This window comes from Pseudomonas sp. JC1203 (assembly GCF_056175065.1).
On the sequence record NZ_JBWCAM010000001.1, the window covers coordinates 540,469 to 555,232 of the forward strand.

15 protein-coding genes are annotated in these 14,764 nt (G+C 65.4%); 10 read left to right on the forward strand and 5 right to left on the reverse strand.

Annotated elements, in window-relative coordinates:
- The first annotated feature begins 2 nt into the window (after nt 1-2).
- The 5 genes from AC0SZ7_RS02620 to fdhA all read left to right on the forward strand — a co-directional run bounded on the left by AC0SZ7_RS02620 (nt 3) and on the right by fdhA (nt 6,247).
- Entirely contained in the window at nt 3-299 is a 297-nt protein-coding gene (locus AC0SZ7_RS02620; protein ID WP_475502854.1) for a sarcosine oxidase subunit delta, read from the forward strand.
- Nucleotides 296-3,313, forward strand: coding sequence for a sarcosine oxidase subunit alpha (locus AC0SZ7_RS02625; RefSeq protein WP_475502855.1), 3,018 nt, complete (start codon nt 296-298; stop codon nt 3,311-3,313). The genes AC0SZ7_RS02620 and AC0SZ7_RS02625 overlap by 4 nt, the downstream gene beginning before the upstream one ends.
- Nucleotides 3,314-3,378: 65 nt before the next feature.
- Complete coding sequence (locus tag AC0SZ7_RS02630) at nt 3,379-4,011, forward strand: sarcosine oxidase subunit gamma (protein ID WP_475502856.1); 633 nt, start codon at nt 3,379-3,381, stop codon at nt 4,009-4,011.
- A gap of 85 nt (nt 4,012-4,096) precedes the next feature.
- Nucleotides 4,097-4,954 (forward strand): formyltetrahydrofolate deformylase, encoded by an 858-nt coding sequence (gene purU / locus AC0SZ7_RS02635; protein ID WP_475502857.1) that lies wholly within the window; start codon nt 4,097-4,099, stop codon nt 4,952-4,954.
- Nucleotides 4,955-5,047: 93 nt separating this feature from the next.
- The gene (gene fdhA, locus AC0SZ7_RS02640; protein ID WP_027980277.1) at nt 5,048-6,247 is read left to right on the forward strand and encodes a formaldehyde dehydrogenase, glutathione-independent; all 1,200 of its coding nucleotides are present in this window, start codon (nt 5,048-5,050) and stop codon (nt 6,245-6,247) included.
- Nucleotides 6,248-6,337: 90 nt separating this feature from the next.
- Here fdhA and AC0SZ7_RS02645 read toward each other — a convergent pair whose 3' ends face one another.
- Both AC0SZ7_RS02645 and AC0SZ7_RS02650 read right to left on the reverse strand, forming a co-directional pair.
- The gene (locus tag AC0SZ7_RS02645) at nt 6,338-7,012 is read right to left on the reverse strand and encodes an anti-sigma factor (protein ID WP_475502858.1); all 675 of its coding nucleotides are present in this window, start codon (nt 7,010-7,012) and stop codon (nt 6,338-6,340) included.
- Nucleotides 7,009-7,608, reverse strand: a complete 600-nt coding sequence (locus AC0SZ7_RS02650; protein ID WP_475502982.1) for a sigma-70 family RNA polymerase sigma factor — start codon at nt 7,606-7,608, stop codon at nt 7,009-7,011. Before AC0SZ7_RS02650 ends, AC0SZ7_RS02645 begins: the two co-directional genes overlap by 4 nt.
- A gap of 137 nt (nt 7,609-7,745) precedes the next feature.
- Here AC0SZ7_RS02650 and AC0SZ7_RS02655 point away from each other — a divergent pair, with 137 nt between their 5' ends.
- Complete coding sequence (locus tag AC0SZ7_RS02655; protein WP_475502859.1) at nt 7,746-8,288, forward strand: DUF2780 domain-containing protein; 543 nt, start codon at nt 7,746-7,748, stop codon at nt 8,286-8,288.
- On the opposite strand, the gene AC0SZ7_RS02660 is transcribed toward AC0SZ7_RS02655, so the two are convergent.
- Nucleotides 8,285-9,172, reverse strand: coding sequence for an acyltransferase (locus AC0SZ7_RS02660; protein ID WP_475502860.1), 888 nt, complete (start codon nt 9,170-9,172; stop codon nt 8,285-8,287). The genes AC0SZ7_RS02655 and AC0SZ7_RS02660 overlap by 4 nt on opposite strands.
- Nucleotides 9,173-9,320: 148 nt before the next feature.
- Here AC0SZ7_RS02660 and rloA2 point away from each other — a divergent pair, with 148 nt between their 5' ends.
- From rloA2 to creD, 4 genes are all read left to right on the forward strand, one after another.
- On the forward strand, nt 9,321-9,824 hold the full coding sequence (rloA2, locus tag AC0SZ7_RS02665) for a retropepsin-like aspartic peptidase RloA2 (RefSeq protein WP_475502861.1): 504 nt from the start codon (nt 9,321-9,323) through the stop codon (nt 9,822-9,824).
- 4 nt (nt 9,825-9,828) lie between these two features.
- Entirely contained in the window at nt 9,829-10,497 is a 669-nt protein-coding gene (creB, locus tag AC0SZ7_RS02670) for a two-component system response regulator CreB (protein WP_475502862.1), read from the forward strand.
- Complete coding sequence (gene creC / locus AC0SZ7_RS02675) at nt 10,497-11,921, forward strand: two-component system sensor histidine kinase CreC (protein WP_475502863.1); 1,425 nt, start codon at nt 10,497-10,499, stop codon at nt 11,919-11,921. The genes creB and creC overlap by 1 nt, the downstream gene beginning before the upstream one ends.
- Nucleotides 11,922-11,994: 73 nt before the next feature.
- Complete coding sequence (gene creD, locus AC0SZ7_RS02680) at nt 11,995-13,350, forward strand: cell envelope integrity protein CreD (RefSeq protein ID WP_475502864.1); 1,356 nt, start codon at nt 11,995-11,997, stop codon at nt 13,348-13,350.
- Nucleotides 13,351-13,460: 110 nt separating this feature from the next.
- Here the strand turns inward: creD and AC0SZ7_RS02685 are convergent, their stop codons facing one another.
- Both AC0SZ7_RS02685 and AC0SZ7_RS02690 read right to left on the reverse strand, forming a co-directional pair.
- A complete protein-coding gene (locus tag AC0SZ7_RS02685; protein ID WP_475502865.1) occupies nt 13,461-13,634 on the reverse strand; it encodes a hypothetical protein in 174 nt (57 codons plus the stop codon).
- A complete protein-coding gene (locus AC0SZ7_RS02690; RefSeq protein WP_475502866.1) occupies nt 13,631-14,731 on the reverse strand; it encodes a PepSY-associated TM helix domain-containing protein in 1,101 nt (366 codons plus the stop codon). The genes AC0SZ7_RS02685 and AC0SZ7_RS02690 overlap by 4 nt, the downstream gene beginning before the upstream one ends.
- Nucleotides 14,732-14,764: the final 33 nt, after the last annotated feature.

The following is a 14,764-nucleotide window of genomic DNA, read 5'->3' on the forward strand; positions in this document are numbered from 1 at the left end:
ACATGTTGCATATCTTCTGTCCTCATTGCGGCGAACTGCGCTCCGAAGAAGAGTTCCACAGCTCAGGCCAGGCCCATATTCCGCGCCCGCTGGACCCCGGTGCCTGCACCGACGAGCAGTGGGGCGACTACATGTTCTTCCGCGACAACCCCCGTGGCCTGCACCACGAGCTGTGGATTCACGCTGCCGGTTGCCGCCAGTACTTCAACGCCACCCGTGACACGGTGACGTACGAGATTCTCGAAACCTATCCGATCGGCGCCAAGCCTCAATTCACGGCCGCGGGAGACAAAGCATGAGCCAGGTCAATCGCCTGTCCAGCGGCGGTCGCATCGATCGCAGCAAGAAAATCACCTTCACCTTCAACGGCCAGAGCTACACCGGCTATGAAGGCGACACCCTGGCCGCCGCCTTGCTGGCCAACGGCGTCGACATCGTTGGCCGCAGCTTCAAGTACTCGCGCCCACGCGGCATCATCGCCGCCGGCACCGAAGAGCCGAACGCCATCCTGCAGATCGGCGCCACTGAAGCCACCCAGATCCCCAACGTGCGCGCCACCCAACAGGCGCTGTACCAGGGCCTGGTGGCCACCAGCACCAACGGCTGGCCGAACGTAAATAACGACATGATGGGCATTCTCGGCAAGGTCGGCGGCAAGCTGATGCCGCCGGGCTTCTACTACAAGACCTTCATGTACCCACAGTCCTTCTGGATGACGTACGAGAAGTACATCCGCAAGGCTGCGGGCCTGGGCCGCTCGCCTACCGAGAACGACCCGGACACCTACGACAACTTCAACCAGCACTGCGACGTGCTGATCGTCGGCGCCGGCCCTGCTGGCCTGGCCGCAGCCCTGGCTGCCGCACGCAGCGGTGCCCGCGTCATCCTGGCCGATGAGCAGGAAGAGTTCGGCGGCAGCCTGCTCGACACCCGTGAAAGCCTGGACGGCAAGCCGGCCGCCGAGTGGGTGGTGCAGGTGATCAACGAGCTCAAGGGCCTGGCCAACGTGGTGCTGCTGCCGCGTGCCACCGTCAACGGCTACCACGACCACAACTTCCTGACCATTCACGAGCGCCTCACCGACCACCTGGGCGACCGCGCCCCGATTGGCCAGGTGCGCCAGCGCATCCACCGTGTGCGTGCCAAGCGCGTGGTGCTGGCTGCCGGTGCCCATGAGCGGCCACTGGTTTATGGCAACAACGACGTGCCGGGCAACATGCTCGCCGGTGCCATCTCTACCTACGTGCGCCGCTACGGCGTGGCACCGGGCAAGAAGCTGGTGCTGTCCACCAACAACGACTACGCCTACCGTGTGGCCCTGGACTGGTTCGACGCCGGCCTGCAGGTAGTGGCCGTGGCTGACGCCCGCCACAACCCGCGCGGCGCCCTGGTGGAAGAAGCGCGTGCCAAGGGCATTCGCATCCTGACTTCCAGCGCCGTGATCGAATCGCGTGGCAGCAAGCACGTGACCGCTGCCCGTGTCGCCGCCATCGACGTCAAGGGCCACAAAGTGACCAGCCCCGGCGAATGGCTGGACTGCGACCTGATCGGCAGCTCCGGTGGCTACAGCCCGGTGGTGCACTTGGCATCGCACCTGGGCGGCAAGCCGGTGTGGCGTGAAGACATCCTCGCCTTCGTACCCGGCGATGCCCCGCAGAAACGTGTGTGCGTGGGCGGCATCAATGGCGTGTTCAACCTGGCCGACGCGCTGTCGGACGGTTTCGAAGGTGGCGCACGCGCTGCTGCCGAGGCCGGCTTCAAGATTGTCGAGGGCACCGTGCCCAAGGCCTTGAACCGTCAGGAAGAGCCCACCGTGGCGCTGTTCCAGGTGCCCCACGACAAACCCACTGCGCGGGCGCCGAAGCAATTCGTCGACCAGCAGAACGACGTTACCGCCGCCGCCATCGAACTGGCGACCCGCGAGGGCTTCGAGTCGGTTGAACACGTGAAACGCTACACCGCGTTGGGCTTCGGCACCGACCAGGGCAAGCTGGGCAACATTAACGGCCTGGCCATCGCGGCGCGCAGCCGTGGCATCTCGATCACCGAGATGGGCACCACCATGTTCCGTCCCAACTACACGCCGATCACCTTCGGTGCCATTGCCGGGCGTCACTGCGGCCACCTGTTCGAACCGGTGCGCTTCACCGCCCTGCATGCCTGGCATGTGAAGAACGGCGCCGAGTTCGAAGACGTCGGCCAGTGGAAGCGCCCGTGGTACTTCCCCAAGCGTGGCGAGAACATGCACTCCGCCGTGGCCCGCGAATGCAAGGCCGTGCGTGACAGCGTGGGCCTGCTGGACGCCTCCACCCTGGGCAAGATCGACATCCAGGGCCCGGACGCCCGCGAATTCCTCAACCGCATCTACACCAACGCCTGGACCAAGCTGGACGTGGGCAAGGCCCGCTACGGCCTGATGTGCAAGGAAGACGGGATGGTCTTCGACGACGGCGTTACCGCCTGCCTCGCCGACAACCACTTCCTGATGACCACCACCACCGGCGGCGCTGCCCGCGTGCTGCAGTGGCTGGAAATCTACCAGCAGACCGAATGGCCAGACCTGAAGGTGTATTTCACCTCGGTCACCGACCACTGGGCCACCCTGACCCTGTCGGGCCCCAACAGCCGCAAGCTGCTGAGCCATGTCACCGACATCGACCTGGACAAGGACGCCTTCCCGTTCATGACCTGGAAGGAAGGCAAGGTGGGCGGCGTGCCGGCCCGTGTGTTCCGTATCTCGTTCACTGGCGAGCTGTCGTATGAGGTCAACATCCAGGCCGACTACGCCATGGGTGTGCTGGAGCAGATTGCCGAGGCGGGCAAGCAGTACAACCTGACCCCGTACGGCACCGAGACCATGCACGTGCTGCGCGCCGAGAAGGGCTTCATCATCGTCGGCCAGGACACCGACGGTTCCATGACCCCGGACGACCTGAACATGGGCTGGTGCGTAGGCCGCACCAAGCCGTTCTCGTGGCTGGGCTGGCGTGGCATGAACCGTGAAGACTGCGTGCGTGAGCAGCGCAAGCAACTGGTGGGCCTGCGCCCCGTGGACCCGAACAAGGTACTGCCCGAGGGCGCGCAGCTGGTGTTCGATACCCAGCAGGCGATTCCCATGAGCATGGTCGGTCACGTGACCTCCAGCTACATGAGCTCGACCATGGGCCACTCGTTTGCCCTGGCCGTGGTCAAGGGCGGGTTGCAGCGCATGGGCGAGAAGGTCTACGCACCGCTGGTGGACGGCAGCTTCATCGAAGCCGAAATCTGCAGCTCGGTGTTCTTCGACCCCAAAGGCGAACAACAGAACGTTTGACGTTGATGCGGGGCTGGCAGGCCAGCCCCCCAGTGTCTTTTGCTGAATTTTTGACAGGTGTCCCCATGACCACAGTCAACGTATACGAACAACGCCCGGCCTCGGGTGCCAAGGCCGAGGCGCCGCTGCACCACGCAGGCCTCGACAAGCTGGTGGGCAAGGGCCGCAAGAACGCCGGCGTGAAGCTGCGCGACAAGAAACTGCTGGGCCATTTGACCCTGCGTGGCAACGGCCATGACCAGGCGTTCGCCGGTGGCGTGTTCAAGGCCCTGGGCCTGGAGCTGCCGGGTGCCCTGGCCATGGTTGCCAACGGCGATACCTCGCTGCAATGGCTGGGCCCGGATGAGTGGCTGCTGGTGGTGCCAGCCGGTGAGGAAGTGGCCACCGAGAACCGCCTGCGCGAAGCACTGGCCGGCCAGCATATCGCCGTGGTCAACGTCAGCGGCGGGCAAAGCCTGCTGGAGCTCAGTGGCGCCAACGTGCGTGAAGTGCTGATGAAGTCGACCAGCTACGACGTGCACCCCGACAACTTCCCGGTGGGCAAGGCGGTGGGCACTGTGTTCGCCAAGTCGCAGCTGGTAATCCGCCGCCCCAGCGAAGACGTCTGGGAGCTGGTGGTACGCCGCAGCTTCTCCGATTACTGGTGGCTGTGGCTGCAGGACGCGTCGGCCGAGTATGGCCTTGAGATTGTTGGCTGAGCCCTGACGCGGCCTGCGGCCGCTGCTACACCCGTAGCAGTGGCCGCAGGCCGCGTCCGCAGTCCCCCCGATTTGGAGCCCTACCATGAGCCGCGCCCCCGACACCTGGATTCTCACCGCCGACTGCCCCAGCGTGCTCGGCACGGTGGACGCGGTGACCCGCTACCTGTTCGAACAGGGCTGCTACGTCACCGAACACCATTCGTTCGACGATCGCCTGTCTGCACGCTTCTTCATCCGCGTCGAGTTCCGCCAGCCTGATGGCTTCGACGAAGCATCTTTCCGTGCCGGGCTGGCCGAGCGTGGTGCTTCGTTCGGCATGGCGTTCGAGCTGACCGCCCCGCAATACCGGCCCAAGGTAGTGATCATGGTCTCCAAGGCCGACCACTGCCTGAATGACCTGCTGTACCGCCAGCGCATTGGCCAGCTGTCCATGGACGTGGTGGCGGTGGTGTCCAACCATCCGGATCTGGAGCCTTTGGCGCGCTGGCACGAAATTCCCTACTACCATTTCCCCCTGGACCCGAACGACAAGCCCGCGCAGGAGCGAAAGGTGCTCAAGGTCATCGAACAGAAAGGCGCGGAACTGGTGATTCTTGCCCGCTACATGCAGGTGCTGTCGCCCGAGCTGTGCCGCCGCCTGGATGGCTGGGCCATCAATATCCATCATTCGCTGCTGCCCGGTTTCAAAGGCGCCAAGCCGTACCACCAGGCCTACAACAAGGGCGTGAAGCTGGTAGGCGCCACGGCGCACTACATCAACAATGACCTCGACGAGGGGCCGATCATTGCCCAGGGCGTCGAGGTGGTGGACCACAGCCATTATGCCGAGGACCTGATTGCCAAGGGTCGCGACATCGAGTGCCAGACCCTGGCCCGGGCAGTGGGTTTCCATATCGAGCGGCGGGTGTTCCTGAACGCCAACCGCACAGTCGTCTTGTAAGGAGTAATACCGGCGCGAATCGGGTGAGGGCGGGCAAAGCCCGCTCCCACCCGATTCGCGCAATCTCAATAAATACAACAATGAGGTGAAAGCATGTCTGGTAATCGCGGTGTGGTGTATCTCGGTGGCGGCAAGGTCGAGGTACAAACAATTCCCTTTCCTAAAATGCAGGATCCACGCGGAAAACGCATTGAACATGGCGTTATTCTGCGCGTTGTCTCCACCAACATTTGCGGCTCCGACCAACACATGGTGCGCGGCCGCACCACGGCCCAGGTTGGCCTGGTACTGGGCCACGAAATCACCGGCGAAGTGCTGGAAGTGGGCAAGGACGTCGAGAACCTCAAGGTCGGCGACCTGGTGTCCGTGCCGTTCAACGTTGCCTGCGGCCGCTGCCGCTCGTGCAAGGAACAACACACCGGCGTGTGCCTGACCGTCAACCCGGCCCGTGCCGGTGGCGCCTACGGCTACGTCGACATGGGTGACTGGGTGGGCGGCCAGGCCGAGTACGTGCTGGTGCCCTATGCCGATTTCAACCTGCTGAAACTGGGCGACCGTGACCGGGCCATGGAGAAGATCCGTGACCTGACCTGCCTCTCCGACATTCTGCCTACCGGCTACCACGGCGCCGTGACCGCAGGCGTTGGCCCGGGCAGCACCGTGTACGTCGCGGGTGCTGGCCCTGTTGGGCTGGCCGCCGCTGCCTCGGCCCGCTTGCTGGGCGCGGCAGTCGTCATCGTCGGCGACGTCAACCCGGTGCGCCTGGCCCACGCCAAGGCCCAGGGTTTCGAGATTGCCGACCTGTCCAAGGACACCCCGCTGCACGAACAGATCGCCGACCTGCTGGGCGAGCCGGAAGTGGATTGCGCGGTGGACGCGGTGGGCTTCGAGGCCCGTGGCCACGGCCATGCCGGCGCCCAGCATGAGGCGCCTGCTACCGTGCTCAACTCGCTGATGGGCGTGGTGCGCGTGGCCGGCAAGATCGGCATCCCCGGCCTGTACGTCACCGAAGACCCGGGCGCCGTGGACGCTGCGGCGAAGATGGGCAGCCTGAGCATTCGCTTCGGCCTGGGCTGGGCCAAGTCCCACAGCTTCCACACCGGCCAGACCCCGGTGATGAAGTACAACCGCCAGCTGATGCAGGCGATCATGTGGGACCGCATCAACATCGCCGAAGTAGTGGGCGTGCAGGTCATCACCCTGGACCAGGCGCCTGAAGGCTACGGCGAGTTCGATGCCGGCGTGCCGAAGAAATTCGTCATCGACCCGCACAAACTGTTCAGCGCCGCCTGACGTAAGCCCCGTAGCAGCGGGGGGGCGGGCCGCGCCCCCGGCCCCCCGGGGGGGGGGGGGGGGGGGGGCCCGGCGGCGGGGCGCCCGCTGCTACAAGGTGACCACTTGACCGTGGTAAAGCACCGGGCCGGTCGGTTGCCCGGTGGGCGAACCGCCTTCCGGCTCCAGGCTGATCGCCAGCGCGATGGGCTCGCCCAGCAGTTTGCGCTGGCTTTCATCCAGCATGATCCGCCCCTCGCCACCCACCGGCATCAACCCCAGCGACACCGGCTTGCCGTTGGCGGGGATGGCCCACAGCTGCATGCTGCGGTGCGCCGGCGCACTGGCCAGTTTCAGCGGCTGCACCTGCAGGTACTGCGCATGCGCCTGGATTTTCACCGCCGGTTGGTTGTCGGTGCTCACCAGGGTGGCGCTGTAGTGGGCTTTGTCGGCGGTGTAGAGCATGCCGATGCCGATGGCCAGTACCACTGCCGCCGCAAGCGCCACCGCGCGCAGCCAGCCACGCACCCGCAACGGCGGCGGCACATGCAGTTGCTGCGGCTCGATGCGTGCCACGATTCGCTCCCACACCCGCGCAGGCACCGGCTCTTCGGCAACCGGCTCGGTCAAGGTCACCAGGGTTTCCTGCCAGCCTGCCAATTCGGCCTGCAAGTCGCGGTCTTCCGCCAGCAGTTGCTCGAAGCGCCGCCTTGCGGCAGGCGCCATCAGGCCTATCGCGTAGTCGGCAGCCAGCGCGCGGCGCAGGGCAGGGTTCTGGTAATTCATGCTTCAAGGCACCTGCGCAGGCGTTCCATGCCGCGGCGTATCCAGGACTTCACCGAGCCCAGTGGCGCCGACAGCTGCACGGCCAGGTCGGCGTTGGACAGCCCGTGGAAATAGGCGGTGAGGATGGACTGCCGCTGCATGCCCTCAAGGTCATCCAGGCAGCGGTTCAGGGCCGCCGCCTCGCGCGCCTGGTTCAATTGGTCGTGGGCCGACGGGGCGTCATCGCTCAAGGCTTCCAGCTGCGATTCGGCCAGCGGCACCTCGTGGCGCCGGCGCAGCAGGTCGATGGCCAGGTGGCGGGTGATGTTCACCATCCAGGTCATGGGGGCTGCCAGCCGGGCGTCGTAGCGCGAGGCGTTGTTCCAGATGCGCACGAAGCTCTCCTGCACCACTTCCTCGGCCAGTTCGCGGCGGCCCACGCAGCGCAGCGCCACGCCATGGAGGCGGGCACTGCTGGTGCGGTACAGGGTTTCGAAAGCGCGGCGGTTGCCCTTGGCGCAATCGGCCAGCAGCTGGCTGAGCGGATCGGTATCGATGATGCGGTCTCCGGTGGGTGGCCGACTGAGCCTAGCCCACTGTGCGCCGCGTTGCCTGATATACGCGGGGGAAGCGTGACCGGATGCAATTTGTACGAAATTATTTCTCTTTTGGAACACAGCGGCGCAAACCGAGTCAAAATCAGGCTTTCGCGGGCGCCCAGGCGTGCCGTGACCATTGTTTCAAGGGGAATTACATGAACACCATGCGCGCCATTACCCTGGCCACGCTGACTGCCCTGGCGGCCAGCCCGGCCTTCGCCTTCAACCTCAACGATGCGGTGAACGCGGCGTCCAGCATCCAGAACGGCAAGCAGGGCAGCACCGCGCCCCAGGCCGCCGGTTTGCTGAACAGCGTCGGTACCCAGTTGAACGTCACCCCCGAACAGGCCGTGGGCGGCACCGGCGCCATGCTGGGCCTGGCCAAGAACAAGCTCAGCAGCGCCGATTACTCGGAACTGGCCAAGCAGGTGCCGGGTATCGATAAAGTGGCTGGCGCCAATGCGGTAAGCGGCCTGGGCGGCCTGCTGGGCCAGTCGGGCACTGACAAGGGCGCCTTGGACAGCGCCCTGGGCAACGTGAAGAACACCAGTGACCTGAACAACGCGTTCGGCAAGCTGGGCATGGACAGCAGCATGGTCGGGCAGTTTGCCCCGGTGATCCTGCAGTACCTGGGCCAGCAGGGCGTGGGCGGCACGTTGCTCAAGAGCCTGGGCGGCATCTGGGGTGTGGGCGGTTAATCGAGCTCCAGCCGCAGCGCTTCGATTCGCGCATCCTTGTCCGCCCACAACCGGTTCACCCAGGCCTGCACGGTCTGGCGGAAGGCCGGGTCGTTCTCGTAGTCGCCGGCCAGCAGCGCCGGGTCGATCTGGCGGGCACGGATGTCGACGATCACCTGCTTGACGTCACCGCACAGCAGGTTCCAGAACCCTGGAATGCTGCCTTGCGGGTACACCACGGTCACGTCCAGCATGCGCTCGAGCTGCGCGCCCATGGCGGCCAGCACGAAGGCCACGCCGCCGGCCTTGGGCTTGAGCAGGTTGCGGTACGGCGAGGCCTGTTCACGGCGCTTGGCTTCGGTGAAGCGGGTGCCTTCCAGGTAATTCACCACCGTCACCGGCTGGTGCTTGAACAGCTCGCAGGCGGCCTTGGTTATTTCCAGGTCCTTGCCCTTCAGGTGCGGGTGCCTGTCGAGGAACGCCTTGGTGTAGCGCTTCATGAAGGGGTAGTCCAGCGCCCACCAGGCCAGGCCCAGGAACGGCACCCAGATCAGCTCCTTCTTGAGAAAGAACTTGAAGAACGGCGTGCGCCGGTTCAGCGCCTGGATCAGCGCGGGTATGTCGACCCACGACTGATGGTTGCTGACCACCAGGTACGAGGTGTCGCCGCGCAGGCTCTCGGCACCGCGAATGTCCCAGCGGGTGGAGATGCACAGGCGGAAGATCAGCTTGATGATTTCGGCCCAGGTCTCGGCGAACCACATCACGGCCCTGGAGGCCAGGACACGGGAGCGGCCGGGGGCGATCAGCTTGAACATGGCGCAAATCATCAGCGGGACGATCAGCACCAGGGTATTGAGCAGACACAGCAGTGTAGTGACACTGCCGACGAGCAGGCGACGCATAAAACGACTCTTGGAGTAATTGTGGCCGGCAATGATAAAGACGCCGGGGCATAACACCAAATCAACCTTGCCGAATGGTTATGGACATTTGTTTCACGATTTTTTGGGTATGCTGCGCGCAGCCCATCTGCCCTTGAGGAAAACGCCGGTGAAATCCGTTATCGCACTGTTGTCGCTGCTGGCCCTGCCGGTCATGGCCGCCGAGCCGACCCTGTACGGGCGCTATGAAAACATCAAGCTGCCGGAAATGGGCGGGGCCACGTTCAAGGCCAAGATGGACACCGGCGCGCTTACCGCATCGCTGTCGGCCCGCGATATACAGCTGTTCCAGCGCGACGGCGAGGACTGGGTGCGGTTCCGCCTGGCCACCCGCGATGCCGACGGCAAAGTGTTCGAGCACAAAGTGGCGCGCATCAGCCGCATCAAGAGCCGTGCCGACGAGGAAGAGGATGGCGAGACCAGCGAGGTGGCGAAGCGCCCGGTGGTCGACCTGGAAATGTGCCTGGGCGATGTGAAGCGCACCATCGAGGTCAACCTCACCGACCGCAGCAGCTTCAACTACCCGTTGCTGATCGGCGCCAAGGCCCTGCGCGAGTTCGGCGCGGCGGTGAACCCCGCGCGCCGCTACACCGCTGGCGACCCCGAGTGCTGAGGCCATGCCGCACATCCTGATCGTCGAGGACGAAGCCGCCATCGCCGACACCCTGATCTACGCCTTGCAGGGTGAAGGCTTCGACACCACCTGGGTCAGCCTCGGCCAGGCGGCGCTGGACCAGCAGCGCCGGCAACCGGCCGACCTGCTGATACTGGACGTGGGCCTGCCGGACATCAACGGCTTCGAGACCTGCAAGCAGCTGCGGCGCTTCAGCGAGGTGCCGGTGATTTTCCTCACCGCCCGCGATGGCGAGATCGACCGCGTGGTGGGCCTGGAGATCGGCGCCGACGATTACGTGGTGAAGCCGTTCAGCCCCCGCGAGGTATGCGCGCGGGTGCGGGCCATCCTCAAGCGGGTGGTGCCAAGGGCGGAAGCGGCGCTGTTCCAGGTTGACCTGGAACGTGTGCTGATCACCTACCGCGGCCAGGCCCTGGGCCTGACCCGCCACGAATTCCGCCTGCTGCAGGCCTTGCTGGAACAGCCCGAGCGAGTGTTCAGCCGCGAGCAACTGCTGGACGCCGTGGGCGTGCCCAGCGACGCCGGCTACGAGCGCAGCATCGACGGCCACATCAAGAGCCTGCGCGCAAAACTGCGGCAGGTAGCGGCCGACGCCGAACCCCTCCAGACCCACCGCGGTGTCGGCTACAGCTACAGCCCGGCGCACAGCTGATGCGCCTGGGTATCCGCATTTTCCTGGTGTATTTCTTCTTTGTCGGCCTGGCCGGTTACTTCCTGCTGTACACCGTGCGCGAAGAGATCCGCCCCGGGGTACGCCAGTCCACCGAAGAAACCCTGGTGGACACCGCCAACCTGCTGGCCGAGATCCTGGCCGCCGACGTCAAGGCCGGCACCCTGGGCCAGAGCCGGCTCAACGAGGTGCTGCAGGCCTATGGCCAACGCGAGCCCAAGGCCGAGATCTGGGGCCTGGCGAAGAACCAGGTCAACCACCGCATCTACGTCACCGACGCCCGCGGCATTGTGCTGCTCGACTCCGCCGGGCAGGCCGTGGGCCAGGACTATTCGCGCTGGAACGATGTGTACCTGACGTTGCGCGGCCAGTACGGCGCACGTTCCACCCGCAGCGACCCGGCCGACCCCGATTCATCGGTGATGCACGTTGGCGCGCCGATCCTCGATGGCGAGCGCATCATTGGCGAGGTCACCGTGGCCAAGCCCAACCGTTCGTTGCAGCCCTACATCGACCGGTCGGAAAAACGCCTGCTGGTGTTCGGCCTCGGCCTGATCGTGCTCGGGCTGTTGGTGGGGGCGGCCTTGTCGTGGTGGCTGACGCGTTCGTTGCGCAAGCTCACCCATTACGCCCAGGCGGTCAGCGAAGGCGCCCGCGCAGCGCTGCCGGCCTACAGCGGCGGCGAGCTGGCGCAGCTGGCCGGCGCGGTGGCGCGCATGCGCAGCCAGCTCGAAGGCAAGGATTACGTGGAGCGCTACGTGCATACCCTGACCCACGAGCTGAAAAGCCCGCTGGCGGCCATTCGCGGCGCCGCCGAGCTGTTGCAGGGGCCGATGCCCACCGAGCAACAGCAGCGCTTCGTGGCCAATATCGACCGCGAAAGCACGCGCCTGCAGCAGTTGATCGAGCGCCTGCTGAACCTGGCCATGGTGGAACAACGCCAGGGCCTGGAAAGCGAGAGCGAGGTAGCCGTGGCCGCGCTGTTCGACAGCGTGGTGCACGGCCAGGCCGCACGCATCGAGCAAGCGGGCCTGCAGGTGAGCAACCAGGTACCGGCGCAGCTATGCGTGCTGGGTGAGCCATTCCTGCTGCGCCAGGCGCTGAGCAACCTGCTGGACAACGCCCTGGACTTCACCCCCGCTGGCGGGCAGTTGTGCTTCAGTAGCGATGGCCAGCAACTGCTGTTGTTCAACCACGCCGAGGCCATTCCCGAGTACGCCCTGGCACGCCTGAGCGAGCGCTTCTATTCGTTGCCGCGGCCCGCCACCGGGCGCAAGAGCACCGGCCTTGGGCTGAACTTCGTTGAGGAAGTGCTGCAGCTGCATGGCGGCCGCCTGCACATCGGCAACGTTCCGGGCGGCGTGCAGGTGCGGCTATGGTTGCCGTGGACGCGCATCTCCACATAAACCCCACACAAGCTCCATAAAATGCCCATCCAGGCGCCGCAGACTCGCTTCCATTGCCAAGGAGCGAGCCACAATGAACCGAAACCTGAGTATCAAGCTCGGCATGATCGCCGCGTTGATCGTGCTGTTGATGATCCCCCTGTACATGATCGGCAACCTGATCAGCGACCGCCAGGCGCGGCGTGACGGGGTGATCGACGACATTGCCCACAGCGCCAGTTTCAACCAGCAGGTCAGCGGGCCGATACTGGTGGTGCCGTACCGCAAGACCCTGCACACCTGGAAGACCGATGAAAAGACCGGCGAGCGCTACCAGGAAGACTCACACACCACCGGCCGCCTGTATTTCCTGCCGCAGCGCTTCGACCTCGCCGCCGACCTGCGCACCGAGCTACGCGCGCGGGGCATTTATGAGGCCCGGCTGTACCACGCCAACAACCGCGTGGAGGCCGACTTCCAGCTGCCGGCGCAGTTGGGCCTGGTGGACGACGTGGGTGACTACCAGTTCGAGCAACCGTGGCTGGCGGTGGGTATCAGCGATATTCGCGGCATCGAGGCCGGGCTGAAGCTGCAGGTGGCCGGCCAGCAACTGGACTTCCAGCCAGGCACGCAGATCGCCTGGCTGGGCACCGGGGTGCACGTGCAACTGCCGCTGCTGGACACTGCCCGGCCACAGCAGTTGAACGTCACCTTCGACCTGGGCCTGCAGGGTACCGGCCGCTTCGATGTGTTGCCGGTGGGGCGCGAGAGCAAGGTAGTGCTGAAGGCCGACTGGCCGCACCCAAGCTTTGTCGGCGACTACCTGCCGGTGCAGCGCAGCGTCGATGACAGCGGCTTCAGCGCGCAGTGGCAGACCTCGTTCTTCTCCACCAATTTGCAGGAGCGCCTGGATGCCTGCCTGCAGGGCAGCGGCCATTGCGAGACATTCACTGCCACCCGCCTGGGCGTGAGCCTGGTGGACCCGGTGGACCAATACCTGAAGGCCGACCGCGCCATCAAGTACGCGCTGCTGTTCGTGGCGCTGACCTTTGCCGGTTTCTTCCTGTTCGAAGTGCTCCGGCGCCTGGCCATTCACCCGGTGCAGTACGCGCTGGTGGGCTTTGCCCTGGCGCTGTTCTACCTGTTGCTGCTGTCGCTGGCCGAGCACCTGGGGTTCGCCGTGGCGTACGGGTTGTCGGCGACGGCGTGCGTGGGGCTGATTGGCTTCTACGTCAGCCACGTGCTGCGCAGTTGGCGCAGTGGCCTGGGCTTCGGCGCTGGGCTGGCGGGGCTGTATGGGTTGTTGTTCGGGCTGTTGAGCGCCGAGGACTATGCTTTGTTGATGGGTTCGCTGCTGTTGTTCGCGATGCTCGGGCTGTTCATGGTGTTGACCCGCCGGCTGGACTGGTACGGCGTGGGCAAGGTGCGGGAGGTGGGTGATGTTGCGTGAAGAGCGGCGGTGGGCTGAGGCGTTGTTGCATTATTTGAGACCGCTGACGCAGCCTTCGGCAGCTGCCACGGGGGAGTTCCGCAGCAGCAGCCGGCAGGCCGCGTCAGGTGCTACTTGCGCAAGGCATACGCGCTGATCGCCGCCGGGACACCCAGGCCGATCCACGACAGCAGGTCCCAGGCACCGTCGCCCAGCAGGGCGGCGAACAGCCCGGCGCCGCCCAACAGGGCAATCAGCAGCGGCATGCCCCACACGGGCCAGAAACGCGAAGGGCGGCGGCTCATGCTTTCACCTTGCGGCGTACCCACCACAGGTACAGGCCGCTGCCCAATACCACGATGGTCAGCACGTCCAGCACCGCCCACAGGATCTGCATCGGCCGGCCGCCATAGTCGCCGTAGTGCAGCGGCTGCGACAGGCCCAGGGCGTTCATGTACCAGGGCCGCTCGCCCACGGCAGTGACGGCCAGGGTACTGGCGTCGATCAACACCGGGGTGAGCAGGTGCGAGGTCAGGTGCGTGGCGCCTTTCATGAACACCGCGTAGTGATGCGCGCTGGAAAACAGCGTGCCGGGGAAGGCGATGAAGTCGGCCTGCATGCCCGGCGCGGCAGCTTCGGCAATGGCCAGCAGGCGCGAGGCGGGGGCCAGTTGCGTCAGCGGCGGGGCATCGTGGTACGGCGCCACCATGGCGTTCAGGGTGTCGCTGCGCCAGGCGGCGATCAGCAGGTCGGCGCAGGCGTTGACCACCCCGGTCACGCCCACCACCAGCGCCCAGGTCAGGGTGACAACGCCGATCAGGTTGTGCAGGTCCAGCCAGCGCACCCGGCGTGAACGTTCGCGGCGCACGCTGGCGAACTTCAGGCGGCCCATGAACGGCGCGTACAGCACCACGCCGGAAATGATGGCCACCACGAACAGCAGGCCCATGAACGCCAGCAGCAGCTTGCCCGGCAGCCCGGCGTACATGTCCACGTGCAGGCGCAGCATGACCATCATGAAGCCGCCGTTGGCCGCCGGGGTTTCCACTACCTCGCCGGTGCGCGTGTCGAGGCTGAAGGTGTGCGATGAATTGGGCTCGGTGCCGGGCGTGGCCGCAGTGATGGCGAACATGCCCTCGGGGTGGTCTTCATCCCAGCCGAAGTACTGCACCACCTCGCCCGGGCGGTGCGCCAGGGCGGCCTGCACCAGTTGCTGCAGGTCGAGCTTGGGCGTGTCCGCCGGCAGTTCGCGGTAATGCGGGGCGTCGCCGAGCAGGGCTTCCATCTCGTGATGGAACACCAGCGGCAGGCCGGTGATGGCCAGCAGCAACAGAAACAGGGTGCAAACCAGGCTGGACCAGGTGTGCACGAAGGACCAGCGACGAATAGTGTTACTTTTCATTTCACAGGAGTCCGAAAAGACAAAGCCGCCCCG

What these genes read in the sequence shown, in the direction of transcription:
- AC0SZ7_RS02620 (WP_475502854.1), top strand. Translation starts at nt 3, where the DNA reads ATGTTGCATATCTTCTGTCCTCATTGCGGCGAACTGCGCTCCGAAGAA.
- purU (WP_475502857.1), top strand. Translation starts at nt 4,097, where the DNA reads ATGAGCCGCGCCCCCGACACCTGGATTCTCACCGCCGACTGCCCCAGC.
- AC0SZ7_RS02660 (WP_475502860.1), bottom strand. Translation starts at nt 9,172, where the DNA reads ATGCGTCGCCTGCTCGTCGGCAGTGTCACTACACTGCTGTGTCTGCTC.
- fdhA (WP_027980277.1), top strand. Translation starts at nt 5,048, where the DNA reads ATGTCTGGTAATCGCGGTGTGGTGTATCTCGGTGGCGGCAAGGTCGAG.
- creC (WP_475502863.1), top strand. Translation starts at nt 10,497, where the DNA reads ATGCGCCTGGGTATCCGCATTTTCCTGGTGTATTTCTTCTTTGTCGGC.
- AC0SZ7_RS02655 (WP_475502859.1), top strand. Translation starts at nt 7,746, where the DNA reads ATGAACACCATGCGCGCCATTACCCTGGCCACGCTGACTGCCCTGGCG.
- AC0SZ7_RS02630 (WP_475502856.1), top strand. Translation starts at nt 3,379, where the DNA reads ATGACCACAGTCAACGTATACGAACAACGCCCGGCCTCGGGTGCCAAG.
- AC0SZ7_RS02685 (WP_475502865.1), bottom strand. Translation starts at nt 13,634, where the DNA reads ATGAGCCGCCGCCCTTCGCGTTTCTGGCCCGTGTGGGGCATGCCGCTG.
- AC0SZ7_RS02645 (WP_475502858.1), bottom strand. Translation starts at nt 7,012, where the DNA reads ATGAATTACCAGAACCCTGCCCTGCGCCGCGCGCTGGCTGCCGACTAC.
- creD (WP_475502864.1), top strand. Translation starts at nt 11,995, where the DNA reads ATGAACCGAAACCTGAGTATCAAGCTCGGCATGATCGCCGCGTTGATC.
- AC0SZ7_RS02690 (WP_475502866.1), bottom strand. Translation starts at nt 14,731, where the DNA reads ATGAAAAGTAACACTATTCGTCGCTGGTCCTTCGTGCACACCTGGTCC.
- AC0SZ7_RS02625 (WP_475502855.1), top strand. Translation starts at nt 296, where the DNA reads ATGAGCCAGGTCAATCGCCTGTCCAGCGGCGGTCGCATCGATCGCAGC.
- creB (WP_475502862.1), top strand. Translation starts at nt 9,829, where the DNA reads ATGCCGCACATCCTGATCGTCGAGGACGAAGCCGCCATCGCCGACACC.